We start from the raw sequence: 23072 nt of genomic DNA on the forward strand, positions 1-23072 counted from the left end.
CTCACACCGCCGCTATGTCAAGGTTGATGGGTATGTAGGCCAGCGTGCTGTCATCACGCTTGTAAAAGCGGATGTAGGGCTTGGTGCTGGCGGTTTGCATGCTGTCGGCAATGGCCTGCATGGCGGCTTGCCACTTGTCGTCTTTGATGTCGAGGCGGCGCAGGCTCAGCACCCGGCCCGTGTTGATCTTGCCCTCTTTGTCGGTCTGGAACGCGTGGTTGACCAAGGCCTTGATGTTGTCGCTGGCGTTGACGGCCCACTCGTGCACACACTCGTCAATCAGCGCCTTGGCGGCCATGAGCTGCTCGCCAAACACAATCTTGTCTTGCATCTGGCGCACGATCTTGTATTTACCGTCGTAGCTGCACAGGGTGACATTGCCCTTGGTGCCGCCAGTGAGCACGCCATATGTCTCCAGGCTCAAGGATACAAAGGCGCTCATTTCGGCCATGGCCGACAGTTTGAAGGTGCGCAGCGCCAGGGATTCGACCTCGGCCATGCGGCACAGGTCATAGACAACTTGGTTTCTGACCTGGTCAATCTGTTTCACTTTTGACTCAGGCACCAGGTTGCCATTGGCGTCTTGCCAGTAGCCCGGGGTGGTGCTCTGGCTGTAGGCGGGTTGCTCGGTGGGTTGCTGGGCGTTTTGGCTCATGGTTTCTCTCACAGTTAAAAATGGAAATTGATCAATAGGTCAGCACAGGTAGCCGTAACTGGCGTGGCGCCTGTGGTCCAGCGCGCCAGTGCGCGTGGGTGGGCATTTGGGTGGGACATACGCAGGGCAATGCATCACGTCGTTTTGCCTTGGCGGCACCAGAGCGGCCGGGTTATAAGAGGCCATGGGGCGGTACGTGGCCACCGCGTCGTCAGCCTGGGTTGCCATGACCGGTCTGGCAATGGCACTGGCACCAGGCTTACCCGCCAGTTCACCCAGTGAATACCACGCGGACTTGTCGCGCATGGTGCGCTTCAGTTTCTGGATAGACACGAGGTAGTTCAACTTTTTGCGAAAGCGGGTGGCAGCGTCAGGCTCGCTTTCAAGCCCTTCGGCAAATCTGGTGAACAGCTCTGTGAAGGTGCAGTTGCCACGTTGCGCCACGTGCAGCAGCACGTCGATGTTTGTGTTTGTCATGCTTTGGCGATCTTGTTTTTAATCTGCTGCAATTTGTCGCGTACGGCTTGGGGCATGGGGGCGACTTTCTGGGCGTCGGCATCAAGTTTTGCCAAGGCCGGGTCAACGCCTCCAAACACCTGCGCCAGTGCCTGCCCCATGGGCATGGCCTGACCACGCACCTGGTAACTGGCGGCCAGCACCGGGGTTCGCTTGTTGGCTTCAGCCTGGGCCTCGGTACCAGCCTCGACCTTGTCAGCCAGACTGACCAAGATGGCGTACAGGTAGCCATGCCCCTTCATTGGCAAGTCCAGCTTGCCAGCGTCGCGGCTGGCCAGCATGTGGTCAATGCCTTGCGCCCAAATGGTCAACGGCACCGCCCAATCACGCCCACGGTGGGTGATGGCACAGCGCTCCAGGTCTGGCAGCAGCTGCAAAATGATGCGGACTTGCTTGCGCTGGGTCAGGCGCGTCTTGGACGGGGCAAACAAACGGGTGTATTGCAGCAACCGCCCACCCAGGGGCAAGGCCACTTCAATCAGGCGGGCCACGGCTGCGCGGTTGTCGGCATCGACAAACAGGTGGTCAAGCCCCAGCTCAGCGCCACACACTGGGCAACACAAATCGGTCATGCGAACCTCTCAATCAGGTAGCCTGCCAGCATGCCAAGCGCGCCCGCAACCACGGCGAGCTTCAGGCACGCCAGCACGACACCTTGCAGAGACAGTGGCTGGCGCTGTGGGCCATCAATCACACCTGGTGCAAAGGGGTAAGTTGGCTGTGGTGATGGGTCTGTTTTGCTCATGGAATCCTCCTTACGCTGATGCGCTTGGCGTCTGGGAAGCTGGTGATCACGTCAATCACGGCAGTGAAGCCGTCGCTGTAAATGCCAAGGCAGCGGCCCTGGGAGCCGTCGGCCATGGTGATCAAAATGGAATAAGTTTTCATGCTCAGCATCCTTTGATGACTTGGGCGTCAACCTGTGGCCAATGCGCCTGAGCGGCGGCATTCATGGCGCGACACACCAGGTTATTGACCACCAGAGGGAAACACAGGCTGCGTGATTGACCTGGGCGTGCACCCCTTGGGATATGAATCAGCCTGGCTCTCATGGCATCAAAGGCATCAGGCTTGAACACATCGGCAAGCTTCAAATCAAAGCGGGCAAATTTGTGCTGCAGGTAGCCCTCCAACTCAGCGTCAAGTGGCTCCAGCTCAACCACTTCGCAGCGCTGGGCAACCTCACGCACCTCTGCGTTCTGGCTGCCCAGGCGCTCGCGCAGCTCGGGCTGACCGATCAGCGCTACGCCAATCAGGCGCTGCATACCGTCTTTGAGTTCAATGAAGCGCTTGAGGTGCTTTAGCGTGGCCACGGGCAGGCAGTGGGCCTCTTCAATCACCAGCAGGTGGCGGCGGCCTGCCTTGCGGCTGGCGCGCAGCAGCTCGTGCACTTGGCGAAACCGGGCCTCGGGGCTGCTTTTGACCTTCAGGTTGGGGTCCAGCGCGTAGGCAATGGCCTCTGCAATGTGGCTGCTTTTGAGGGTTTTGCCCTTGGTGTCGCTGGCTTCCATGGCCAGCACGTAGGGGCGAATGACCATCACATTGCGCCCCTCGGCCTTGATGCGCTCTTCCAGGTCTTCTGCCAGGGTTGACTTGCCAGCACCACTTTCGCCAGTCACCGCCACAAAGCCATGGTGCTGAGCCGCATCCATGAGTGTGGCCCGCACATATCGCACGCTGGGCGTTTGGTACACGTCGTCTGTGCTTTGGACATCGTCAACAAACGGATTGCGTGCCAGTCCGAAGTGTTTTCGCGCCTGAGGGGTCAGGGCTTGGTTTTGCAATAACATAGGTTCTTCCTTTTCGGTTTCAGCTGGGACTACGGGAACGGCCTCAGTGGTGTTCGAGACCACTGGGGCCAACTTTTTGGCGCGCACTGCTTTAAGGGCTGTGGTTGCTTTTTCAGGGGTTGGGGCTACGCTGGTATCGACTGGCGGGTTTGACGGCTCGCAGGGGGTTTTTCCCCCTGACAAAAACCCATTGGCATAGCGCTGGTTGACTAACTGCTTCACGGTGCTCATGGAAATGCCCAACGCCAAAGGAATTTGTCGGTGGGTGGCATCCTCGGATTTCAAAAAGAACACCCGCTCGACCAACTGGGGCGTCACTTTGATCGGGCGGCTCACAACACACCCCCATTCACCACACGCAAGCCACCACGCACCGTCAGGCGGGCATGCAGGGCATTGAGCTGGTCTTCGGGCACGCCGTCGGCGTACTGGTTTTTGAGCGTGGCAATCAGCTCAGCATTCAGGGCCATGCCCATGGCAACCAAAGCCTGCGCCGCCTCAAAGGTGCTCAAAACCCGCGCGGGTGCAACCGTTCGACTGGTGGTGACCGCTGGCACCATGTCTGAGCCCGCTTTGGGCAAGTAGTGGCGTTGTGGCGACTGCTCAATGACCTTGTACGGGTCAATGCGACCGCCCAAAGGCACCACACCAGCTTTGCGCTTGGACTCAGCCTCTTCGTTCGTGGCTGCGTCATAGGCAAAGCGCTGCACCTCTTTGCGGTTCACATCCAGTACGGTGTCAGCGGGGCGGGCATATTCCTCACCAATGACATGAGCGCGCTCCAGGAAACCGGCATCGTCTTTCTCAAGCAACGGAATGCTGTGCAGGGTTTCGTGGCCATCGGCATCTTTGAGCACCACTTGGGCAGCGTTGGCCACATAGGGGTTGACCGTGATCAGCAGCTTTTCGCCCACCATCACGCCTGGAACGGTCTTCACACAATAGGTGCCGGCCTTGAAAGACACGGTCAGGTTGTCATTGACCTTGCGGGTTTCCACCTTTTCGCTCAGCAGCGCAAAGCACACCGGGGCCGGGGGCGCAATGCGCAACTGCTCCGGGGCAATGGTGAGCCACTGGTCAAACCGGGTTTTGCCATGGCGGGTGTGAACCTTGTTGGCATTGAACCAGCATGACCAGCGTTGCGCACAGGCATTGAGGTCAGCCAAGTCACGCACGGGCTGAAGACGCAAACTGCTCTCAAAACTGCGCTCGATCAGGTCGCGGGCCTTTTCCACCTGGCCAGTGGCTCGGGCATTGCCAGGGGCGTGAGCGATCAGCTGCACCTGCAAACGCCTGGCAAGGTTGCCAAACAGACCGCTGGTGTTGGCGCTGCCCATGTCCATCATCAAAATGAAAGGCACGCCATGCATGGGATCGCTTGGGCGTTTTTGAATGGCGGCAATGAAGCTCTCAGCCAAATTGGTGCCACTTTCAGCGCCCATCACATAGTTCACAAAGATGGCGCCGCTGTTGTGGTCGGTGACCTCGTAGCTCCAAACCCGATCGGCCTCAATGCGCTTGAGGTTGGCAGGTTTGTTTTTGTAAAACTTGTCATGCGCCATGACCTGCAAGCCAGCCTCTTTGGGGTTGGATGAGTTCAGGTAATAAAGCACGCAAATTGACGCATCAATTTGCCACACGTGGTTGGGGTGCAGGCTTTTGAGTTCAACCGCTGGGGTTGGCCGGTTGAGTTGGTCTGGATGCATGCCATAGCTGCGCAAGGCGCGGGCTATTGCCGAGTCACTCAGGCGCACCAGTTCGCCGGTTTCAGCATCAAGCGCAAAAGGGCTGATTTCGCCATTGGCAGACAACATGTCCACAGCCTGACCAATGCTCATCAGCCGTTTGCTGGTTTTGCGGGCACTGCTCATCAGCAGCGCGCTGATGGCCTTGGCATCAAGACGGCTGAGCTGAACGTCTCCAGCGTCGCTGCGCTGTTTGCGGGTGGGCTTCACGGTGACTTGCTCCAAGTGGCGGTGAATGGTGGGCAGACTGACCCCCAGCTCTGCACAGGCTGCCGCATACAGCGCCTGCTTTTGGCCGCGCGGCGCTGTGGCAGTGGCTTGCGCCAGTTGCACCAGGCGCGTGACGGTGGCGGGGTTGAGTGCCATGGCTGTTGCCTCAGAGCGCGGTGTTTTCGGGTTGGGGGAAAGCCCACTGCGCCACCTCGGCGGCCAACTCTTGGTCGCGGGCGTTGCTGATGTCGGGCAGGTTGAACTCTTCGCGCAACGCTGCCAGTTCGGCTTGCACCTGGCCCACCAACCCCGCCATGAACAAACTGTGGTCAGCGGTGCTGTGGTTTTTGAGGGCGATGAACGCCTGGCGCAATTGGCCTTGCACACAGCCCAGCGCGTCGTTTGTGAAGGCGGTGGTTTCTTTTTGCAGCTCCAGCAGAACTTCATCTGGAGTGGCCTTGGCAATGTGGCGGGTGAGCTTGTCGATTTGCTTGTTTTTGGTTTCCAGCAGCTTGTCGGTGGCGTCTTTTTCTTGCTTGGCCTCACGCACGGCCTTGCGCAGTTCCTTCACGCTCATGGTGGCCACATCGTCCAGGGCGAGTTCGCCGGTTTGGCCAGTGAGTTCGAGTTCTTCGAGTTGATCACCATCCAGACAGATCATCTCGAACAGCTTTGTCTGGTTACCAATGGCCTTGGTCAAATGTGCGTTCGAACGCACATTTGAAAACTTGACAGCAGCTGACACAAAACGGGCAGCAACGTGTCTATCAAGATTTAGTGTCTCAAGCCTAGCTACAAAATTTCCGTGGCCACAAGCTTCTTTCAGTACCCGCAAGCCCTTGCCTACTTCCAGGCAAGCCTCAACGCTTCGGTACATATTTGAGGCAATGTCGCGCTGGATCAGGTCGGGGTCGGTGCAGTCGGCGGGCAGCTGGTAGCCCATTTGCAGGGCCACGGCGCGCACGGCACTGTCTTGCTGGGCGGTGGCCAAGGCCAGTTGGTTGGCGGCACTGATGTCCTCAGACAGCAGGGCTTCGTTCATGGGCACGTCAATGACTTGCGCGGCGGGGGTGGGTTGTTTGGCCATGGTGGCGGGTCTTTCTGTACGGGGATGAATGTTTGGTTTACAAGGGCACGTGGTAGCGGTTTGACACTTCGTCCAGGCGGCGCTTGGCGCTGGCCAGTTCGGTGTTGACCGTCATGGCAATGCGCACAAAGGGCACACCAAGCCGCCAGCGGTTGGTGCCATCAACCCGCTCGACAAAGCCGGTGGAGGACAGTGCTGGCAGGTTGACGCTGACCCAGCTGGCAGGCACCTCAAGGCCTTTGGCGATCTCTGCGGGGGCCAGGCCAAGCACTTCATGGCCTGCCAACAGCCGAAACAGTTCGCAGGTTTTGCGAATGGGTTCGGCCAGCTTGTAGGTGGTGGCATCTGTGGCCGTGGTGGTGTGGCGGGTGGTCATGATGTGAAGTCAAGTTCAGGTGCTGTGCAATGGGCCACATTGGCCTGGTGGTAGGCAACCTCTGCCATGTGGCTGGTCAAGGCGGCAATGACATCGGCAGGGTTCACATGGGTTGGGTTGTCGTAAAAGTGATTGAGCATTTGCAGCGCCTCAGCAAAGCCGGTGTTGAGCTCGACCATGCTGGTGGTGCTGCCAGTGCGCCCTGTGGGTATGGCAATGACCAGCTTGCCAGCGGTGGCCGCCAGGAAGTCACTGGCGAAGTGGCAGCCACAGGCCAACTCAAATGCGGGCAGGCTGATGAGTGGCATGCGCCCTGTGGCCAGCCACTTGTACAAGCTGTCATGGGTGGCACCCATGCGGTCTGCAATGCGCTCAACGCTGAGGTTGTGCCGCTCAAGTGCAAATTCTTTGCACAGGCGCAATGCCTCGATGGTGCTGGTGGCGCGCACGCGTTTCCAGTTGCGTCGGGTCATTTCAGGCCACCTTTGGAAAGGCCGTGAACAGCCACCATCAAATCGGATTGGGTGCAAGCGTTCATTTTGGAAGGCCTCCAGAGAGGGTCGCCAGATGGGCTGCGAAACAAATGCCCCAACTGGAAATGCGGTTCGGCTGGTTTTTGGGCGCAAAGTTGAGTCTTCATCAATCAACCTTTGGAGTGCGCAATGAATGACCGTGAATCAATCCTGGCTCTGGTGCAACAACTGACTGACGAGGTGCAACGCTTGCACATGGCGCAGACCGTGCAGCGCAGTGCGTATGTGGTGCTGGTGCAGCAGTTGGCAGCAAAGGGGCTGGTGAATCCGGGCTCTGTGGCAAAGGCGCTGCGCGTAATGGCGAGCATGGAGCCTGACGCAAACTGGCAATCTGGTCATGCAGAGCTTGCAAGCGCGCTTGAACTTCTGCAAAACCCGCCATCAAAACAGCGCAAAGCTGCTGGGCAACATGGTCACTAAGCACTGTGTCAGCGGGCACGTAGTCGCCGCCAATCACCGGGCCGTCTTTCCTGAAACCCACTTCATCATGCTTGGCTGCCACGGCCTGGCCGACCTTCAGGCCCAGGAACACGGCGATGTTGTGGCTGGCACCGCGCTTGCAGGGCTTTTGGCCGCGCACGATGGCATCCACCAAGCTGACGCTGACCTGGAAGCGGCGAGCCACTTCGGCCTTGCTCAGACCATGTTCGTCAAGCCATTGCTGGGCTTGCTCTGGGGTGTGGGGTGGGGTTTTCATGGCTTTTCTTTGGTGTGGTTTGGTGGTGGTAAATTGGTGGCCTAAAAATCAGGGGGATTGCGTCATGCAAAGCGAAAGACTTTTCGAGCAAGCCGTGCAACTTGCTGCTGCATTCGTTGCCAATGGCGACATACGGTTGGGAGGCGACATGCGTGGCTGGGAGAAGTCGCAAGCGCAGCAGAAGCTGGCTGACTTGATCCCGTCGATCTACCGGACGCTGCAGATCGCACGGGACCAGATTGCGGCGGAACAAAGCGACCCTGCTGATTGACGTAGACCACCTGTCCGCCCAAGCCGCTCTCATGGCCAATTGGCAGGTACACCGACTGCCCATGCAAATGTGCGAGGCCACCAGCTGTCTGGCTGACGGTTCCATCTGCATGCAAGCGGTAATGCGGTTTGGTCATTTTTTTGGCCTTTGGCGGTGGGTTTAGAGACGAATGAGCTTTTCGGCCACTTCGCGCCCGGCGCCAAAGGTGGCCTTGTTGACACCGCGCAGCACGTTGCTGACGGTGTGGTACTGGTAGCCGTGGTTGGCTGCCCACTGCTTGACGGTGAGCTTTTGTTGGTAGAGCCGCTGCTTGATGTCATTGGCTCTTTGGGTATCAATCACGATTGACATGGCGGGTCCTTGTGGTGGTTGTCGAATTGATTGGTTTTAAATCGATGTGTGAATTATGCACAATTAATTGTGCTTGTACAGGCTTTTATCGTGAACGATGAATTATTTTTTGAGACGGGTGCGCGCATCGCTGCCTTACGGGGGGCGATGAAGCAATCCGAGTTCGCTGAACGTCTGGGCGTACACCGCAACTCAGTTCTTGGCTGGGAGGCTGGTAAACGCTTGCCAGATGGCCAGTCACTCGTACGAATGTCTGAGGAGTTCGGGGCGGATATCGCCTACATCCTGATGGGTAGCTCGGGCGGCTTGGCCCCTGCTCTGCGCCCCGATGAAGAGCAGCTCCTGGAGCACTACCGCGCTGCCCACTCAGACGCGCGCGAACGCATCCGCCAGATTGCGGCCACTGCGGCCAACAGCCCCAAGCGGGGCGACGTGAAAGAGAAAAAAGCAAAGCCCACCACGCAGATTGGTGGCACCCACAGCCAGCACGCCAGTGGCGATGGGTCGATTCAAATTGGCAGCATAGGAAACACACCAACAAAACGACAGGGGTAAATGCGTGAGGGAGTTAAAAAAATGGCTGGCAAAAATGATCAGCCGAGTGATGCCTGCACAACACAGCAGCGGCAATGGTGCAATTCAAATCGGAAAAATGGGGGGCGGCGTGACCAATGTGCACCTTACTCAGCACATCTACCGGGCACCCGCGTCACCTGCGGCACACCAGTATGCGGGCAAAGATGTGAGGCTGGTGCTTGCGTTGCTTGACCAGGTGCCAGATCGGATTGCGGTTCTTGACTTTATGGAGCGGGAGTTCGGCACCAGAATGGTGATCGAGTTGTCTGCACCGCAGGTCTACAGAGTGCGTCGTTATGCAGAGGTGATTTTGAAGAATGGTGGCCGCACATGAGGCCGGCACTGCGCGCCTGATCTGTCAAGGCCTGCCAAATAACAATATTTTTTAACAGGGGGAAAACAATGCCAGCCAATGTCATCACGGATGTCATCATCCACAAATTGATCAAGGAACAGCAACAACGGACAGCGACAGTTGAACTTCGCACAGCCCCGTTGCCAGTGAACCCTGTGATCCAGCGGTTGATTGATCGAATATCAAAGCAGTACACCGAGAAAGTCGGCAAAGGTTTTGGCAAGTTTGAGGTTGATGCCAATGAGTATCCTGCTCAGAAACACATTAGAGAACATATTGAAGCGAATGTCATCGATTTTGGCGATCTCTCCAATCGATTGGTGCAACACTTGCGAACACGTGCTGCAGCGGAACCACTGGCTAAAGGCGGCTATGTTCTGATTGCAAAAATTACCACTGGTGCTAGCAACTATTTATTGGTCGCGGTCGTGACTGAAGTCGTTGGTGAAGCCATTACACAGCAGTTAGAAGTGGTTGAAAGTGTGCATGTGGACTTGAGCCAATTGCGTGTGGCTGGACGCGTTGATTTAACGACATGGTTGGCCGGTGGTGACCGATACATTAGTTTTCTGAAGGGTAAGGCTGAAGTTTCAGATTACTTCAAATTATTCTTGGGATGCAACGATGTTCTTGCACCGATGGCAGAATCCAAAAAACTGGTCACAGCATTAGATGACTTTGCTGACCAACAAAATTTGGATACTGCGGCCAAAGATAACCTCTTCAGTCTGGCGCATGCATATTTGGCTGGTCTTTCAAAAGAAAAGCAACCAGTCGAGTTGGAAGCCTTCAGTAATCACGTTTGGCCACATGCGCCCCAAGACCTGCGCGATGTACTCACTGAACCTGAGCGGTCTATATCGGATGGCTTTATTCCTGACCAACGTGCTTTGAAGCATTTGGTTAAATTTGAAGGCAAGTCACAATATTGGAGGTTGACCTTTGAACGAAAAGCGCTGCGCAACAGAGAAATTGTGTTCGATGCTGCTGCAGGTACGTTGACCCTGAGCAACCTTCCACCTTCTTTGCGTGAAGAGCTCGAGCGCGATTGCCAACCCGATGATCCTGACGAAGTTTGAGACGCTGTTGATACCGCTTTACCGCCAGACGACTCTGGCCGGTGGCGGACGCACGGGCGTGCTTGAATTGGCAACGCCGGAGCTGGTGAAGGCGTTCAATACGGCTCGTGCAAATGAGCATCGGTATGGTGTTGTGATTCGTCACGATGTGGATGTCGACCTTGCCCCAGGTGTTTCAGTAGATGTTGAACTGTGCGATCCAGCAACTGGGCTTGGACTATTGGCTGACACGTTTGATGACGTGCTGCAATTCCCGCAAGGTAGATCGGTAGTGCCGCGTTTTTTCTGGCTTGAGCATGGACTGGCTCATACCGACGAAGTGTTGAATGCGCACAGTGTGTTTGTCCGATACAAACAAGTCATTGAACTGGTGACTCTGCTTGCCAAGGCAGCGGCTTATTTTGACAAAGACGCGGAAGAGTTGGTGTTTTTGAAGTCTGGCAAGGTCAACTTGCCTGTCAAATACACAGCTGCCGATTTAGATAGCCTGAATGTGCCTGCCCTGCAGACCATGCTGGATCAATTTGATGGGAGTGACAAGCTGCACGAACAGTTGCTGCCCATTCTGGCCGATGCTGTTATCAAGCATGTTGGCGGGCTAGAGCCTTCGCGTCGCTTTGCATCCCTCCTTGGCCATTTATCTGATGTGGCCAAAGACTTTGACGATGGGCGGCGTTTGTATGTGGCCAACTTTTCGTATGAAAAAGTCCGCAATCAGCTGGAAGCTGACATGTTGGACGAGTTGGCCCGGATCAACAAGACATTTGCGGATGTGCAGGGGCAAATTCTGGGCATTCCTGTGGCAACGGTGCTGGTCGCCACTCAGTTCAAAGTGACTGATGTCTGGGGGCCGCAAGCCTGGGTCAACACGGCAGTATTGCTTGGGGTTTTGGTTTTTGTCGTGTTGGCCAATTTTGTGATGCGCAATCAGTTGCATACCCTGGACTCCCTTGAAACCGAGATCAAACGAAAGAAGGGGAAGGTACAGAGTGAATACGCCATGATCAAAGACATGGTGTCTGGTACTTTTCCCAAGTTGGAGTCCAGACTGACTTTGCAGCGCAGGGCTTTTTTTGCAGTGCAATTCATTCTTGTGATTGGTTTTATTGCTGCGGCCGCGCTGTATTTGGCTATGACGGAGCCTGTTTGGCTGTTTTTACGTGGGTGGTTCAACTGAGTTTGATCGTCTTACCGAATTCATTTGGCTTGGCTTTTTAACTCACATTTGAATGTTTTATCGCCCACATAAAACGCACCAAGCCGCTCACATTCAGCTTCAACTTCGCCGTGCGCTTTGATGTAACCAGCGCCAAAACAGGCGCTTAAGACAAAGGTTCTGAGCAGGAAGCCCAGCAGTGAATCGTCCATGGGCTGAAGTCAGTTGGCCGCTGCAGGTGTTGTCAATCGCTCTTTCAGCGCATAGGCCTCCAGTTCGTATACCTTGCTGGTGGCTTTGAGCAGGGCATACTTTTGACCCAGCAGTGCGTCAAAATTTTCCGCTGAGGCGCAGGCACTTTCGCCCAGAACGGTGAAGCCGTTTTTTAGTGTCAGGCAGCACACGGTTAGCGTGGTGCCTGGGAACACATAAAAATCAGCGCCAACGATCACCTCATTGATCCGCTCGTCAGATACAAATGGCGCAACCATGCTGGCGAGTGGCAAGCTGGTTTCAATGCCTGGGGTGGTGTTTGTGTTCATGGGCGTCTTTCGTGTTGACTTGATTTGTTTCAGGCTTTGATGATCTGACCCTGGGTGCATGGCCAATAACTAAAGCGCTTTACTCATTGCCCCGCCCTCGCGCGCGCGAAAGTAGGGCCATGTCAAATCAAACTCGCTCACTCATTGCTGTATTGGCGCTGTCAGCTTCGGGCCTTGTTGGCATTGCCATTGATGAGGGTTACACCTCTAAAGCCGTGCCAGATCCCGTCAAGGGCTTGTCCGTTCCAACCATTGGATTCGGATCCACCACCGGTGTGCACATGGGCGACACCACCACGCCAGTGGCTGCACTTGTGCGCAAGCTCTCAGATGTCGAAAAATTTGAAGGGGCCATGCGTCAGTGCGTGACGGTGCCTTTGCATCAGCATGAGTACGACGCGTACATCAACCTTTCTTACAACATTGGCTCAACTGCTTTCTGTGGCAGCACGCTGGTGAAAAAGCTCAATGCCAGTGATTACGCTGGTGCTTGCCATGAGATTTTGCGCTGGCGCATGGTTGGTCAAACCGATTGCTCAGCACCAGGCAATGCAACCTGTTCTGGTTTGTGGGTGCGCCGCCAAAAAACGCATCGGTTGTGCATGGGTGAAGGTGGGGAGAAATGAGTTCACTTATTCCAAATTGGGGTTTGCTGGTTGCGTTTTTGGCGGCCTGGGGTGGATGTGGTTTTTGGCTGGGTGGCCAACACAGTGACTTCAGCTGGCAGGCCAAAGAAGCAGCCAAGGACCGTGTTGCCCGCGAGGTGCTGCTGGCAGCACAGGCGCGAGGCGATGCACTTAGCAGCGGTTTGTTGGCCCAGCAAACCCAAATCAATCAACTGAAACAGGAGTCTTACCGTGCCATCTCTCACGCCACCACTGGGCGCACTTGCCTTGACGGCAATGCTTTGCGGGTGCTCAGCAATTCCCCCGGCATCACAGTCTTGCCCACGACCTCCGACGGCGTTGCTGCAGAGGGTGATGCCATTAGCACCGATACCGACATCGCGCTTTGGGCAGCTGATGCAGGAGCCGAGTTTGAAACCTGTCGCGCACGGCTCAATGCCTTGATTGATTGGCACAACGAAGGGGTGGCCAATGATGATTGAGTTGACTGTGACGAATGCGATTGTTTTGCTGGCGTCTGTTTTTGGCGGTGGCTGGACGCTGATCAAGGTGATTGCTGTGCAGTTTGAAAGAGGCATCAAGCGCGATTTGCAAGAGCAATTTAAGGGGCAGGAGACGGCCAGTAAAGCGCACTACACCCAGCTCAACATGCGACTAGACGCGCTTGACGCGGCCACCAAAGCTGACACAGGGCAGTGGCAACGGGTAGAGCGCGAACTGCTGACACTCAAGGCAGACATGCCGCTGAACTATGTGCGCCGTGAGGATTACATCCGTGGCCAAAGTGTTCTGGAGGCCAAGATTGATGGCCTTGGCACCAAAGTAGAAAACGTGCTTTTAAGAGCACTCAACTCCACCAACTAAAAGGGATTTATGCAACAAATTGACCATGCCCGTTTGCGCCGCGAAGCCTTGCGCTGGCTTATTTTGCTCACGCTCAACAACGCACGCCCGATCGGTGCTTTTGAGGGTTTGGTTTTGTCAGTGGCTCAAAGTGAATACCCAGATGCCACTGCACTTGAGTTGCGCCGCGAGATGGATTACCTGCATGACCGTGAGCTTGTGAAACTCGACAAACAGCCCAGTGGCAAATGGCATGCAGAGTTGAGCCGATTTGGGGTGGATGTGGCCGAGTACACGATTGCTTGTGAGCCAGGCATTGCCCGACCGGCCAAGTACTGGTAACGCCATGGGTCGCAAATCCACCATTTCTCGACTGCCGGCTGATGTGAAGTCGTACATCGAGGGCAAGCTGGCTGAGGGCCGCCTGACGCTTGATGAACTGATTGCGGATCTGCATGCGCGCTTTTCGTCTGCATTGGATGCAGGTGAGCTGCCCAGCCGGGCAGCGGTGCACCGGTATGGTCAGAAACTTGATCGCCGACTGTCAGCCATCAGGGCCAGCACGGAGGCAGCCAAGATCATCCAGGCGCAAGCGGGTGATGACAAGGATGCCCGCAGCGAGGCGCTAACGGCGCTGATTCAGACCGAGTTGTTTGAAGCGATCCTGAATCTTCAGGAGGCCGATGACCCCGACATGGACCCGTCCGACCGGGTTGGCATGTTGTCTTCTGCCGCCAAAAACATTGCCACATTGACCAGGTCAAGCGTGAATTTGAAACAGTTTCAGGCCAAGGTGGAAGAAGACACCCGACGCAAGGTGCTTGAAGAGCAACGTGCCAAGCTGGATGCCATGGGCACCAAGGGTGGGGTCACAGAAGACACCAAAATGGCCATCCGTGAAGCGCTTGGGATTGTCTGATGGCAACCATCAAAGGCCGTGCCAAGGTTATACCCGCTGACCGGGATGCCATCTTTTTGCCGTTCCAGGCGGCCTGGATCAAGGATCAGTCACGCATCAAGCTGATGGAGAAGGCGCGCCAGATTGGCATCAGCTGGTCTACCGCCTATGGCACCGCTGAGCGCGCTGCTGCCTTTGGGGCCCGGTTTGACGAATGGGTGAGCAGCCGCGATGACATTCAGGCGCGCCTCTTCATTGAGGACTGCAAGCTGTGGGCTGGCATCATGAACCTGGCCGCCAAGGATTTGGGCGAGGTGGTGATTGATGCCAAGGACAAGCTGACGGCCTATGTGCTGCAGTTTGCCAGTGGCAGGCGCATTCACAGCATGAGCAGCAACCCCGATGCCCAGGCGGGCAAACGTGGCAGCCGCGTGCTGGATGAATTTGCACTGCATGCGGATCAGCGCAAGCTGTGGGCCATTGCTTACCCGGGTATCACCTGGGGTGGCGCCATGGAGGTGATCAGCACGCACCGGGGTTCACACAGTTTTTTCAATGGCCTGATTCGTGAGGCCCGCGAAAAGGGCAACCCCAAGCGCATCAGCTTGCACCGCGTGACGTTGCAAGATGCGCTTGACCAGGGGTTTTTGTACAAGCTCCAGCAGGCACTGCCCGGCGATGCAGAGCAGCAGGACATGGATGAGGCGGCGTATTTTGACTACGTGCGCAACGGTGCGGCAGACGCGGAATCGTTTGACCAAGAGTACATGTGCATTGCGGCCGATGATGATGCCAAGTTTTTGGAATATGGCTTGATCACCGCTTGTGAGTACTCAGACGGTGCCGACTGGCAACGCGGCCTGGAAGGGCCGTTCACCGGGCGCTTGTTCTGCGGTGTGGACATTGGCCGCAAGAAGGATTTGACGGTGCTGTGGGTTCTGGAGCAGCTGGGTGATGTGTTTTACACCAGGCATGTGGAGACGATGCAAAACATGCGCAAAAGCGCCCAGGAGGCCATTTTGTACCCGTGGTTTGAGCTTTGCGAGCGGGTGTGCCTGGACTATTCAGGCCTGGGCATTGGCTGGGGTGATGACGCACAGGACAAGTTTGGCGAGCAACGGGTGGAGTGTGTGACCTTTACCGGCCCGGTAAAGGAGGCGCTGGCTTACCCGGTGCGCGGCGCCATGGAGGACCGTGCGGTGCGTATTCCTGACGAACCCATCATTCGGGCCGACTTGCGCAAGGTGCAGAAGGTAGTCACCGCAGCTGGAAACATTCGCTTTGTGGCCGAAAGCACACCTGATGGCCACGCTGACCGCTTTTGGGCGTTGGCTCTGGCTCTGCATGCCGGGTCTGACCCACAAGCCCCTATCGAATTCACAAGCAGCGGCCAACCCCGTGGTGCTGACGCACAAGGATTTATGTAATGGCCACCAAAAAAGCACCCAATACCCAAAATAGCCAGGCCGCAGTGGGCCGCCCCGAGCTTGACACCGAGGTGGCCAACCGGCTGCACGATCCGTTCGAGACCAATTACATGGGGGTGCTGCGCACCAATGACCCGCTGCTGCTGGAGCGTGGTAACGGCGCGCGTGCGTTTGAGTTGTACCGTGATTTGAAGCGGGACGGCAAGGTGTTCAGCGGGTTGCAAAAACGCAAACTGGCAATGATTGGCAAGCCGTGGCAGGTGGAGCCGATTGGTCAGGGGGACGCCGCTGACAAAGATGTCGAGATCGTCACGGCAATGCTCAAGAGCATCAATTTCGACACCTTGTGTGACCGGTTGATGGATGCCTTGTTGGTCGGGTTTGTGCCTGCTGAGATTGTTTGGACTTACCTTGACAGCCGGTACACGCCAGCTCGGGTCATCAAGCGCGCACAACACCGGTTTGTCTACGTGCAGACCGATGCCAATGCCCCGCCAGCGCTGCATTTGTTAACCAAGTCAAACATGCTGACTGGCGAGGTGGTGCCTGATAAGAAGTTCATGGTGCATGTGGTGAACCCAGAGGATGACAACCCGTATGGCACTGGCTTGGGCCTGCAGCTGTATTGGCCGGTGTTTTTCAAGCGCAAAGGCATTTTGTCCTGGAACAAGCTCAATGACCGCTTTGGCTCACCCACGCCCTGGGGAAAATACCCCAAAGGTGCTGGCCCCAAGGAAAAAGGCACGCTGTTTGATGCTCTCAAGGCGATGAGCAATGACGGCGTCATCATGACGCCCGAGGGCATGGGGCTGGAGCTGCTGGAAAGCAAGCTGACCGGCTCCATCACCACGCAGCAAAGCCTGTGCGAGTACATGGATGACTGGATCATGGAGGTGATTTTGGGCCAGTCACCGCGTGGCAAAGGCGGCGGTGCCTTGGCGGCCGCCAGTAATGAGCGCGAAGACGTGCGGGTGGAGTTGTCGCAGGCGGATTCTGATTTGCTGAGCGAGACCATCAACAGCACGCTGCTGAAGTGGTTTTGTGAGTTCAACGGGTTGACACCCTGCCGGGTGTACCGAGTCATCAAGAAAGATGAGGATCTGAAGGCGGCCAGCGAGACCGCCAAGAACGTGGCCAGCATGGGTTTCAAGATGTCGCTTGAGGGTGTGAGGGCCAAATATGGCGAGCACTGGCAAGAAGCACCGGCACCACCACCTGCACCAACACCATTACCAGCAGGGACGGACTTTGGCAACCGCATCGAGCGAGTAGTTGCGCGGAGAAATTCCGACACTGCTGCGCCAGCGAGTTTTGCGGAATCGTTGGCGGCCATGTCGTTTGCTGATCAGTCTGCCTTTGACCTTGTGATGAAGGCCTTGCCAGATGATTGGCTCCAGGAGCAAATGCAGTCCATGTTGGTCCCTGTTCGCGAGCTGCTGGTGAAGGCCAATCAAAACCCACAGGAGCTGCTTGGGCAGCTGGCTGAAAAGTTCCCTCAGGCCGATGAGGCCTCTCTTCAAAACCATCTGTCACGGCTGATTTTTGCGGCCCAGGTTTGGGGGCGACTCAATGGACAAGACTGATCCAGCTGTGCTGATGGCGTTGTTTGGCATGCCGCCAAAAGAGGCTATGGCGTACCTGGAGGGTAAAGGGCTTCGGATCACGTTCAATTGGGCTGAAATGCTGGATGAGGCCCATGCCCGAGCCTTTACCGTGGCAAAGGCGATGCGCCTGGATGTGCTGCGTGATATTCGCACCGGGGTTCTGGATGCGCTTGCCACCGGCAAGACGCTTCGCCAGTTTGAAGCTGAGCTGACGCCGCTGCTGCAGGCGAAGGGGTGGTGGGGCAAGCAAATTGTGGTGGACAGTCAAGGCCAGGCGCAGCAGGTGCAGTTGGGCAGCCCGCACCGCTTGAAAACGATTTACCAGACGAATTTGCAGAGCGCGTTCATGGCTGGGCGCATGCAGGCGCAAATGGCTGCGACATCCTGCGTTTATTTGATGTATGTCGCTGTGATGGATGGCCGGACCCGTGCCAGCCACGCTGCTTTGGATGGAAAGATTTGGCGCAAGGATGATGCGGTGTGGGCCAGCATTTACCCGCCGAACGGTCATAACTGCCGCTGTCGCACACGTGGGCTTACCGAGGGGCAACTCAAACGCGAGGGGTTGTCGCTCTCAGATCCGCCCGACATCGTGACTCGCGAGGTGACCGCAGGTAAAAACGTTGCGACTGGCGAGCTGTTTCGTACCCATCAGACGGGTGTGACCGTGAAGGATGCTTTGGGTAAGTCGATCACCATGTGGGTTGACCCGGGTTTTGACTCAAGCCCACTGGCGGGGCACCCCATGGACAAGTTGCTGGCGAAAAAGGCGGTGGACGCGTTGGGCAATGCGGCTGGATTTGACCTGGTGCGCCAGGCCGTGTTGTCGGATACGCGGATGAGAGCCTGGAGGGCGTTCATTGAAAACACTGAGCGTTCAGGCATTCGCAATAAGTTGGGTGAAAACGCCATTCAAGGCCAGAGCATGACGGTGGGCATTTTGTCGCCGCAGACAGTGCTTGCCTTGGCTGAGCAAGATCTGAATTTTTCGCCGGTGCTGTCTGTGGAAGACCGCTTGATTGTGGGCAAGAAGGCCAAGCGGCACGGGAATGACGGTGACGCGCTTCAGCCAGGTGATTGGTTGGCGGCGCCAGAGCTTTTGTCGGGCGCATATGCCTATTTGGACAAAAAGACGGGGCAGCTTGTTTTGGTTTATGCGCACGGGACCTCTGAGCAGTCTGTTCAGTTGGTGTTTGAGAAAACCGGTGCGGCTGCCAGCGCCTATTTGACTGACAACGCGTTGGTGATGCAAAAGGTGCAATCAGGGCGCTGGGAGATGGTGAAGTGAGGGCGCTGGCGGTGCACGGGTTCGAACCGGCCATCAATGCCCACCCCAGGTGGGATCACCGCCAACGTCTTAAGGATACCCCATGATCACGATTGAAGTCAAAGACCAGGAAGCATCGGACATGCTGCGCCAACTGTCTGCCCGCGTCAAAGACATGCGCCCAGCAATGGCTGAGGTGGCCAATGCGCTGGCCAGCGAAAGTGAGCGCCAGTTCAAGACCCAAAGCGGGCCGCTTGGCAAGTGGCCTGATTTGAGTGATGAGACAACAAAAGTGTTCCGAACCCGAAAGGGTAGCTGGCCTGGTCAAATTTTGCAGGTGTCAGCCGGTGGCTTGGCCGCCTCAGTGCAAACATCTTTTGGTGCCGACTTCGCAAGCGTGGGTAGCAATAAGCCATACGCCGCAATGCACATGTTTGGCGGTGTCACCAGTCCCAAAAGCATGATTCCAGGAAAGAGGATTGCTGCGCGGCCATTTCTTCCGTTCAATCCTCAGACTCAGGCGTTGTCAGTGCCAGCAAGGGAGGCGATCGTTGAGATTCTGAACAACTACCTCGCGCATCGTTGAAGTTATCCCTCATTTTTGTTCACAACCTGAAAGGACATCATGGAAGTCGTCATCACTCCCGGGCCAATTCGGCCCTTACGCCCACAAGCGGTGGCCGTGGTTGGATCTGCGAAAGATTCAATCGGTGAAGTGTTTAACCCCGAGGACTGCGCCATTGCGTATGGTCGAGATTCAAATGGGAATATCACCACCGAAACAGCGACGGACGGGGCGAACAGCTGGGTGAAAACTTACACCTGGGTTGCTGGCGTTTTGACTGCAGAAAGCAAGTGGGTGCGGCAATGAGTGCGCTCGGTGCGTTTCAAAAGCTGTTTGACCTGGTCGGTGGTGTGCGTGCGAAACGCAGTATGGCCGGTGGGGTTGTTTTATCGTCTGGTGGCATGGAGATACCCGTCGGCGCTAACCTCAACGCCATCGGCAACCCTGGTCAACAAGGCTTCGGGGTAGGCATCTGCCCCGCGCTACCCACGGGCTTCAGCGCCATGTACGGCACCAGCGACCCCGCCAGCGACAACTACGGCAATTACCAGTACACGGACGGCTCTGTCATGGTGTGGGTGCCAGCCTTTTTTTACAAGATTGGCACTGGGTCCAATGGCTTGGGTGTCAACCGGGTAGACATCAGGGCGTACGCTGCGTTTGCCAATGTGGCTGCAGCCAACGCTGAAGGGTTTGCGCTGCATCGGGCCTTTTACAACGCAGGCGCGATTCAGCTGGGGGTGTTTGTTGACAAATACCAGTGCAGCAACAATTCCGGCGTGGCCAGTTCGGTCAAAAATGGCAACCCATTGAGCAGCAGCAGTGCACACAACCCATTCGGTGGTCTAACTGGTGCGCCTGCCAACAACTATGGTGGGGCCATTGCAGCGGCAAAAACACGCGGGATCACATTCTTCTGTGCGAGTCTTTTCGTTCACAAAATGCTGGCTTTATTGTCACTTGCGCACGCGCAAGCCAGCACGGGCACTGCCTTTTGCGCCTGGTTTGATGCGGCAGGTGTCACCAACTTTCCCAAGGGAAACAACAATAACGCACTGCGCGACGCCAATGACGCGACCCTGCTCTACGTGTCAGACGGCTACTCGAATTGCGCCAAAACAGGGTCATCCAACGCGCTGGCCAGGACAACCCACAACGGGCAAGCCTGCGGCGTGGCGGATCTCAACGGCAATATGTGGGAGATCGCTCCTGGGTTGACCAGTGACGGTGCTAACTATTACCTGCTGAAAATTGCCGCAAACATCACAACAGCCACGGGCGGCAATGCATTGGCCACGGACTTGTGGGGCGCAACCGGGTTGGTGGCGCTGTATGACAACGTGGGCACCACTTATGAATCAATGACCGCCAGCAACACCAACAAAGTTTTTGGCGCGGCCACACAAGTACTCAGCCCAGCCATCAGTGGCACAGCTTGGGCCATGACAGGTGCAGGCATACCGCTGGTCACTGGTGTGAGCGGCTCCAATGCGTTTGGTACAGATTATTTTTATGACGCTCGCCCCAATGAGCTCTGTGTGATTTCGGGTGCCGCTTGGGTCCACGGCGGCACTGCCGGGGTCTGGGCCCTGCTTCTGGACCACGTTCGGGGTAACTCGAACCACCACGTGGGCTTTCGCTCTGCCTCGTATCTCTGACACCCTGAGTGATAACGAAGGGTTCAAAAAAATTTTATGGCTCAAAAAACGCAATCAATACACGCAGAAGCAGGCTTGCATCGCAAGCTGGTGCTTTTTGCAGTGCAGCTGGAGATGTATCTGGCCCATTTCCCAAATTGCCACAAATACACGCTGACGCAGGGGATTCGCCAGGCTTACCTGGATGTTTACAACCTGGTGACCGAGTGCCAAAAACGTTACAACAAGAAAACGACATTGACGCAACTCGATGTGCGTCATGAACAGTTGCGCATGATGCTGAACCTGGCCCATGAATTGGGTTTGTTTGGCTACAGCACTGGGCGAAAAGATGCTGAGTCACCAGGCGCACATCGCCACTTGGTGATCACGCGAATGGTTGATGAGTTGGGTCGCATGATTGGCGGCTGGCTCAACATGGAAATTCATGGGCGAGAGCCCTTGAATGCGGTGGAGGCTTGACATGCTCTGTGTGATTTCGGGTGCCAATTGGGACAACGGCGGCAATGCCGGGGTCTGGGCCCTGAATCTGAACAACGTTCGGGGTAACTCGAACGACAACGTGGGCTTTCGCTCTGACTCTGTGCCAAATACGCCTTATGCAGCGTGTGCTGACTGGCAGAGAGGGAGCCTTTGCCGTGCCTTGCGGCGAAATGTTTTGCTCAAGCCCCCTTTGGTAGCGCCCATGGCCCGTGTTGGTCAGCGCGTGAAAATTGGTGCAGGAGTCCTTGCATGAAGCGCGCAGGCCATCTTTATGACAGCATTTGCACCCCAGATGCGCTGTTGGCGGCGTATCTGGCGGCCAGTCGACACAAGCGCAGCCATCGGGCCTGCTTTGAGTTTTCGCGCAATCTCGGGGCTAACCTGTCCGAGCTGCAACGGGAGCTGCAAAGCCAAACTTACCAGCCACGCCCGTGCAGTCAGTTCATGGTCACCGATGGCCGCAAGCCGCGCCTGATTGAGGCACCTGCATTTCGAGATCTGGTGGTGCAGCATGCGGTTTACGCGGTCACCTCACCGCTGTTTGAGGCTCGTTACATCAGCACCAACTTTGCGTGCCGGGTGGGCCTTGGCACACACAAAGCAGCGGACTGGCTGCAGGCCGCCATGCGCCGGGCACCACGCACCGACTGGGTGCTGCATGTCGATGTGCGTAAATTTTTTTACAGCATCGACCGCGACATTTTGATGTTGCTGCTGGAGCGCTTTGTCAAGTGCGCCCCCACCCTGGATCTGATGGCTGCGTTCGCAAAGCGGCCGGATGCTACTGGTGTGCCTATTGGTAATTTGATGAGCCAGACGTTTGCAAACCTTTATCTCAACAGCCTGGATCACTACTGCAAGCGCACACTCAAAGTGGCGGACTACGCCCGCTACATGGATGACAGCATCATGCTGGCACCCAGCCGAGCGATTGGATTGGCTTGGCTCGCAAGCATTCGTCAACACCTGGCGATGATTGGGCTGGAGATCAGCCACTACAGCCTACACCCCATCAAGCGCGGTGCGAATTTTGTAGGTTTTCGCACCTGGGCTACAGCGCGGTTTGTGCGCCCACATGTGATCAGTGCACTAAGAGCAGATGCACGTCACGGTCGGCTTGAATCCGTCATTTCCCGGCTTGGCCACGCCAAGAGAACCTGTTCATTGAAACCGCTCACTCAATTCCTGAAGGAAAAACACCATGCCATCTTTGTACGCCTACCGAAAAGTTATCGACACAGTCACAACGCACACACTGCGCCTGCCTGAAGCCCAGCAGGGTGAGCAAACCGGACAGGAGTTGGCTACGCTTGCCGACGGCCGCACGGTGATCGTTATTTTTGATGGGGTCGCACTGCCAGACGATCAGTCTGTGGCCATCTCTGCCAGCATTGAGCTGCTGCCAAATCCATTACCCGACTTGCTGCGGGAACAGATCAAGGTCGCCAGCCCGCACGTGGCTTTGATTGATGCCCGCATGATTCAGATGATCAGGGCCAGCTACACCCAGGACGATGAGAATTACTTTTCTCGCATAGGTGTAGGCGCGGCCATGGGCATGTACACGCCCAAGGCTGATGAAATTCAGGCCATGACCGTATTTGGTGAGTTTGTTGAGTCGATTCGGCAATGGGGGTGTTGCCGCCGACCGAAAACTGAGCCACTTTTAGAGGTTATGCCGCCCCAAAACTGAGCCAGGTGTTTTACTAGCGCTGCCTACTTTTTAGGCAGGAGCAAACAAGGTGATCACCATGGAATTTTT

General features: G+C 56.4%; 33 protein-coding genes. 19 read left to right on the plus strand and 14 right to left on the minus strand.

Annotated elements, in window-relative coordinates; all coding sequences use genetic code 11:
- Position 1: 1 nt before the first annotated feature.
- From PHT20_RS08215 to PHT20_RS08265, 11 genes are all read right to left on the minus strand, one after another.
- Positions 2-655 carry a DUF3164 family protein gene (locus PHT20_RS08215; protein WP_301020117.1) on the minus strand — a complete coding sequence of 218 codons (654 nt, stop codon included), beginning with the start codon at positions 653-655 and terminating at the stop codon, positions 2-4.
- Between the two features lie 39 nt (positions 656-694).
- Positions 695-1132: a hypothetical protein gene (locus tag PHT20_RS08220; protein ID WP_301020118.1), complete on the minus strand. Its 438-nt coding sequence runs from the start codon at positions 1130-1132 to the stop codon at positions 695-697.
- The gene (locus PHT20_RS08225) at positions 1129-1743 is read right to left on the minus strand and encodes a hypothetical protein (protein ID WP_301020119.1); all 615 of its coding nucleotides are present in this window, start codon (positions 1741-1743) and stop codon (positions 1129-1131) included. The genes PHT20_RS08220 and PHT20_RS08225 overlap by 4 nt, the downstream gene beginning before the upstream one ends.
- On the minus strand, positions 1740-1916 hold the full coding sequence (locus tag PHT20_RS08230) for a hypothetical protein (protein WP_301020120.1): 177 nt from the start codon (positions 1914-1916) through the stop codon (positions 1740-1742). Before PHT20_RS08230 ends, PHT20_RS08225 begins: the two co-directional genes overlap by 4 nt.
- The gene (locus PHT20_RS08235; protein WP_301020121.1) at positions 1913-2059 is read right to left on the minus strand and encodes a hypothetical protein; all 147 of its coding nucleotides are present in this window, start codon (positions 2057-2059) and stop codon (positions 1913-1915) included. The genes PHT20_RS08230 and PHT20_RS08235 overlap by 4 nt, the downstream gene beginning before the upstream one ends.
- Before the next feature lie 2 nt (positions 2060-2061).
- Positions 2062-2961, minus strand: coding sequence for an AAA family ATPase (locus PHT20_RS08240; protein WP_301020122.1), 900 nt, complete (start codon positions 2959-2961; stop codon positions 2062-2064).
- 332 nt (positions 2962-3293) lie between these two features.
- Positions 3294-5072, minus strand: coding sequence for an integrase (locus PHT20_RS08245; RefSeq protein ID WP_301020123.1), 1779 nt, complete (start codon positions 5070-5072; stop codon positions 3294-3296).
- Positions 5073-5082: 10 nt separating this feature from the next.
- Positions 5083-6003, minus strand: coding sequence for a hypothetical protein (locus tag PHT20_RS08250; RefSeq protein ID WP_301020124.1), 921 nt, complete (start codon positions 6001-6003; stop codon positions 5083-5085).
- A gap of 37 nt (positions 6004-6040) precedes the next feature.
- A complete protein-coding gene (locus PHT20_RS08255) occupies positions 6041-6379 on the minus strand; it encodes a transcriptional regulator (protein WP_301020125.1) in 339 nt (112 codons plus the stop codon).
- Positions 6376-6852, minus strand: coding sequence for a hypothetical protein (locus PHT20_RS08260; RefSeq protein ID WP_301020126.1), 477 nt, complete (start codon positions 6850-6852; stop codon positions 6376-6378). The genes PHT20_RS08255 and PHT20_RS08260 overlap by 4 nt, the downstream gene beginning before the upstream one ends.
- A gap of 166 nt (positions 6853-7018) precedes the next feature.
- Positions 7019-7609 (minus strand): hypothetical protein, encoded by a 591-nt coding sequence (locus PHT20_RS08265; RefSeq protein ID WP_301020127.1) that lies wholly within the window; start codon positions 7607-7609, stop codon positions 7019-7021.
- Between PHT20_RS08265 and PHT20_RS08270 the strand changes: the two genes are divergently transcribed.
- Positions 7608-7880, plus strand: a complete 273-nt coding sequence (locus tag PHT20_RS08270) for a hypothetical protein (RefSeq protein ID WP_301020128.1) — start codon at positions 7608-7610, stop codon at positions 7878-7880. The two genes, PHT20_RS08265 and PHT20_RS08270, sit on opposite strands and share 2 nt — an antisense overlap.
- 159 nt (positions 7881-8039) lie before the next feature.
- Here the strand turns inward: PHT20_RS08270 and PHT20_RS08275 are convergent, their stop codons facing one another.
- Positions 8040-8231 (minus strand): DNA-binding protein, encoded by a 192-nt coding sequence (locus tag PHT20_RS08275; protein ID WP_301020129.1) that lies wholly within the window; start codon positions 8229-8231, stop codon positions 8040-8042.
- A gap of 48 nt (positions 8232-8279) precedes the next feature.
- On the opposite strand from PHT20_RS08275, the gene PHT20_RS08280 reads away from it, so the two are divergent.
- The 4 genes from PHT20_RS08280 (at position 8280) to PHT20_RS08295 (ending at position 11418) form a co-directional block, all read left to right on the plus strand.
- Positions 8280-8786 carry a helix-turn-helix transcriptional regulator gene (locus PHT20_RS08280; RefSeq protein ID WP_301020130.1) on the plus strand — a complete coding sequence of 169 codons (507 nt, stop codon included), beginning with the start codon at positions 8280-8282 and terminating at the stop codon, positions 8784-8786.
- Positions 8787-8820: 34 nt separating this feature from the next.
- Complete coding sequence (locus tag PHT20_RS08285; protein WP_301020131.1) at positions 8821-9141, plus strand: hypothetical protein; 321 nt, start codon at positions 8821-8823, stop codon at positions 9139-9141.
- Positions 9142-9209: 68 nt separating this feature from the next.
- The gene (locus tag PHT20_RS08290; protein WP_301020132.1) at positions 9210-10241 is read left to right on the plus strand and encodes a nucleoid-associated protein; all 1032 of its coding nucleotides are present in this window, start codon (positions 9210-9212) and stop codon (positions 10239-10241) included.
- The gene (locus tag PHT20_RS08295; protein WP_301020133.1) at positions 10192-11418 is read left to right on the plus strand and encodes a hypothetical protein; all 1227 of its coding nucleotides are present in this window, start codon (positions 10192-10194) and stop codon (positions 11416-11418) included. The genes PHT20_RS08290 and PHT20_RS08295 overlap by 50 nt, the downstream gene beginning before the upstream one ends.
- Positions 11419-11438: 20 nt before the next feature.
- On the opposite strand, the gene PHT20_RS08300 is transcribed toward PHT20_RS08295, so the two are convergent.
- Together PHT20_RS08300 and PHT20_RS08305 are read right to left on the minus strand one after the other, a co-directional pair.
- Positions 11439-11609: a hypothetical protein gene (locus PHT20_RS08300; protein WP_301020134.1), complete on the minus strand. Its 171-nt coding sequence runs from the start codon at positions 11607-11609 to the stop codon at positions 11439-11441.
- Between the two features lie 9 nt (positions 11610-11618).
- The gene (locus PHT20_RS08305; RefSeq protein WP_301020135.1) at positions 11619-11939 is read right to left on the minus strand and encodes a Gp49 family protein; all 321 of its coding nucleotides are present in this window, start codon (positions 11937-11939) and stop codon (positions 11619-11621) included.
- 119 nt (positions 11940-12058) lie between these two features.
- On the opposite strand from PHT20_RS08305, the gene PHT20_RS08310 reads away from it, so the two are divergent.
- The 14 genes from PHT20_RS08310 (at position 12059) to PHT20_RS08375 (ending at position 23003) form a co-directional block, all read left to right on the plus strand.
- Positions 12059-12565 carry a lysozyme gene (locus PHT20_RS08310; RefSeq protein WP_301020136.1) on the plus strand — a complete coding sequence of 169 codons (507 nt, stop codon included), beginning with the start codon at positions 12059-12061 and terminating at the stop codon, positions 12563-12565.
- Positions 12562-13047 (plus strand): hypothetical protein, encoded by a 486-nt coding sequence (locus PHT20_RS08315; RefSeq protein ID WP_301020137.1) that lies wholly within the window; start codon positions 12562-12564, stop codon positions 13045-13047. The genes PHT20_RS08310 and PHT20_RS08315 overlap by 4 nt, the downstream gene beginning before the upstream one ends.
- The gene (locus PHT20_RS08320; protein WP_301020138.1) at positions 13037-13429 is read left to right on the plus strand and encodes a hypothetical protein; all 393 of its coding nucleotides are present in this window, start codon (positions 13037-13039) and stop codon (positions 13427-13429) included. Before PHT20_RS08315 ends, PHT20_RS08320 begins: the two co-directional genes overlap by 11 nt.
- A 9-nt stretch (positions 13430-13438) precedes the next feature.
- Positions 13439-13750: a hypothetical protein gene (locus PHT20_RS08325; RefSeq protein ID WP_301020139.1), complete on the plus strand. Its 312-nt coding sequence runs from the start codon at positions 13439-13441 to the stop codon at positions 13748-13750.
- A 4-nt stretch (positions 13751-13754) separates the two neighbouring features.
- On the plus strand, positions 13755-14327 hold the full coding sequence (locus PHT20_RS08330) for a DUF3486 family protein (protein ID WP_301020140.1): 573 nt from the start codon (positions 13755-13757) through the stop codon (positions 14325-14327).
- Positions 14327-15733 (plus strand): terminase family protein, encoded by a 1407-nt coding sequence (locus tag PHT20_RS08335; RefSeq protein ID WP_301020141.1) that lies wholly within the window; start codon positions 14327-14329, stop codon positions 15731-15733. Before PHT20_RS08330 ends, PHT20_RS08335 begins: the two co-directional genes overlap by 1 nt.
- A complete protein-coding gene (locus tag PHT20_RS08340; RefSeq protein ID WP_301020142.1) occupies positions 15733-17316 on the plus strand; it encodes a DUF935 family protein in 1584 nt (527 codons plus the stop codon). Before PHT20_RS08335 ends, PHT20_RS08340 begins: the two co-directional genes overlap by 1 nt.
- Positions 17303-18625, plus strand: a complete 1323-nt coding sequence (locus PHT20_RS08345; protein WP_301020143.1) for a phage minor head protein — start codon at positions 17303-17305, stop codon at positions 18623-18625. Before PHT20_RS08340 ends, PHT20_RS08345 begins: the two co-directional genes overlap by 14 nt.
- An 82-nt stretch (positions 18626-18707) precedes the next feature.
- The gene (locus PHT20_RS08350; protein ID WP_301020144.1) at positions 18708-19190 is read left to right on the plus strand and encodes a phage virion morphogenesis protein; all 483 of its coding nucleotides are present in this window, start codon (positions 18708-18710) and stop codon (positions 19188-19190) included.
- Between the two features lie 39 nt (positions 19191-19229).
- The gene (locus PHT20_RS08355) at positions 19230-19475 is read left to right on the plus strand and encodes a hypothetical protein (RefSeq protein ID WP_301020145.1); all 246 of its coding nucleotides are present in this window, start codon (positions 19230-19232) and stop codon (positions 19473-19475) included.
- Positions 19472-20827: a hypothetical protein gene (locus PHT20_RS08360; RefSeq protein ID WP_301020146.1), complete on the plus strand. Its 1356-nt coding sequence runs from the start codon at positions 19472-19474 to the stop codon at positions 20825-20827. The genes PHT20_RS08355 and PHT20_RS08360 overlap by 4 nt, the downstream gene beginning before the upstream one ends.
- Before the next feature lie 75 nt (positions 20828-20902).
- Positions 20903-21289 carry a four helix bundle protein gene (locus tag PHT20_RS08365; RefSeq protein WP_301020147.1) on the plus strand — a complete coding sequence of 129 codons (387 nt, stop codon included), beginning with the start codon at positions 20903-20905 and terminating at the stop codon, positions 21287-21289.
- Between the two features lie 270 nt (positions 21290-21559).
- Complete coding sequence (locus PHT20_RS08370) at positions 21560-22579, plus strand: reverse transcriptase/maturase family protein (protein WP_301020148.1); 1020 nt, start codon at positions 21560-21562, stop codon at positions 22577-22579.
- Positions 22512-23003, plus strand: a complete 492-nt coding sequence (locus PHT20_RS08375; protein ID WP_301020149.1) for a hypothetical protein — start codon at positions 22512-22514, stop codon at positions 23001-23003. The genes PHT20_RS08370 and PHT20_RS08375 overlap by 68 nt, the downstream gene beginning before the upstream one ends.
- Positions 23004-23072: the final 69 nt, after the last annotated feature.

This window comes from Rhodoferax sp. (assembly GCF_028715765.1).
Taxonomy (GTDB): domain Bacteria; phylum Pseudomonadota; class Gammaproteobacteria; order Burkholderiales; family Burkholderiaceae_C; genus Rhodoferax.